The 1,690-nt window shown below is 56.3% G+C and carries 1 pseudogene; it reads left to right on the plus strand.

Annotation, left to right across the window (positions count from 1 at the left end):
- Positions 1 to 1,690: pseudogene (locus ABLV12_RS08725) on the plus strand (hypothetical protein); the annotation flags it as partial.

Below are 1,690 nucleotides of genomic sequence, written 5' to 3' on the forward strand. Positions count from 1 at the left end.
TCGGATTGCGACAGCGACTCGGACTCTGACAGTGATTCGGATTCCGACAGCGATTCGGACTCTGACAGCGACTCGGATTCGGACAGCGATTCGGACTCCGACAGCGATTCGGACTCAGACAGTGACTCTGACTCCGACAGCGATTCGGATTCGGATAGCGACTCGGATATCCCGCAAGCCAACGCGGATACCAATACCGCTCTGATCTTCGAGAATCATGACAACCTCGAGGGCCTGAACGGTACGATTACCCAACTGACAGGCGTGAACTTGCTTGGCGTGGTCGATGTTTCGTTGCTTAGCGGGAACAACTTTGATTTTACGGTTGCGAGTGGAACGACTCAGGATGTGGCGCTGGATATCTCCGGCGGTACAACGCTGAGCTCGGCGGCGCTGATCAATACGCTACTGCTTCTGCTGGGTGGGACGGATACCTTCAAGGCCGATCTCGCGGTGATTAATACGGTGACCGGAGAAGTGGTTGCGCTAGCATCGAATGCGGTGACTATTACGGCGGGAGGCGTGAGCCTGGATTACAGCGGCAGCGCCAGCTTCAGCGACCTGCCGGAGGGGAACTACACGGTAGTGATATCGTCGCCGACGAATACTGGCCTGCTGCCGACGTTGGTAAACTTCCTGGCGAATATCAGCGTAGCGACAGCGGTCGATGTGGCGGTAACCGACTCTGTAGGATACGAATCCGCGATCATCAGCGGTAACGTACTCCAGACGGATGCTGGCGGAGACGTAGGTGATATCGGTACGGGTATTACTGTGACCAGCATCGTTGCATCCTCGGTTACGGGGGCATCGGCGCAGCAGGTTAGCTCAGGAGGAACGATCGTTGAGGGCGCCTACGGTAAGCTGGTGATCTATGCCGACGGTACTTATACCTATCAGGCGACCGGAGATGCTGATTCAGTCGGGCAGACGGAGGTATTTACCTACACCATCACGGATGCGGATGGCGATACGGCTACCACAACGCTGACCATTAATATTGGCCTGGCTGATGATACGGATAGCGATGCCGATTCTGACTCCGACAGCGATTCGGATTCAGACAGCGATTCGGATTCCGACAGCGACTCGGACTCTGACAGCGACTCGGATAGCGACAGCGATTCCGACAGTGACTCGGACTCTGACAGTGATTCGGATTCCGACAGCGATTCGGATTCGGACAGTGACTCGGATTCGGACAGCGATTCGGATTCCGACAGCGATTCGGACTCGGACAGCGACTCGGATTCGGACAGCGACTCGGACTCTGACAGCGATTCCGATTCGGACAGCGATTCTGACTCTGACAGCGATTCCGACTCTGACAGCGATTCCGATTCGGACAGCGATTCCGATTCTGACAGTGACTCGGATTCGGACAGCGACTCGGACTCCGACTCCGACAGCGATTCGGATTCGGACAGCGATTCTGACTCTGACAGCGATTCGGACTCCGACAGCGACTCGGATTCCGACAGCGACTCGGATTCCGACAGCGATTCGGATTCCGACAGCGACTCCGATTCCGACAGCGATTCCGACTCTGACAGTGACTCGGATAGCGACAGCGACTCGGACTCTGACAGTGACTCGGATTCGGACAGTGACTCGGATTCGGACAGCGACTCCGATTCCGATTCCGACAGCGATTCCGACTCTGACAGTGACTCGGATTCCGACAGCGATT

The sequence above is a fragment of the Klebsiella sp. CN_Kp100 genome, from assembly GCF_040065315.1.
GTDB lineage: Bacteria > Pseudomonadota > Gammaproteobacteria > Enterobacterales > Enterobacteriaceae > Klebsiella > Klebsiella oxytoca.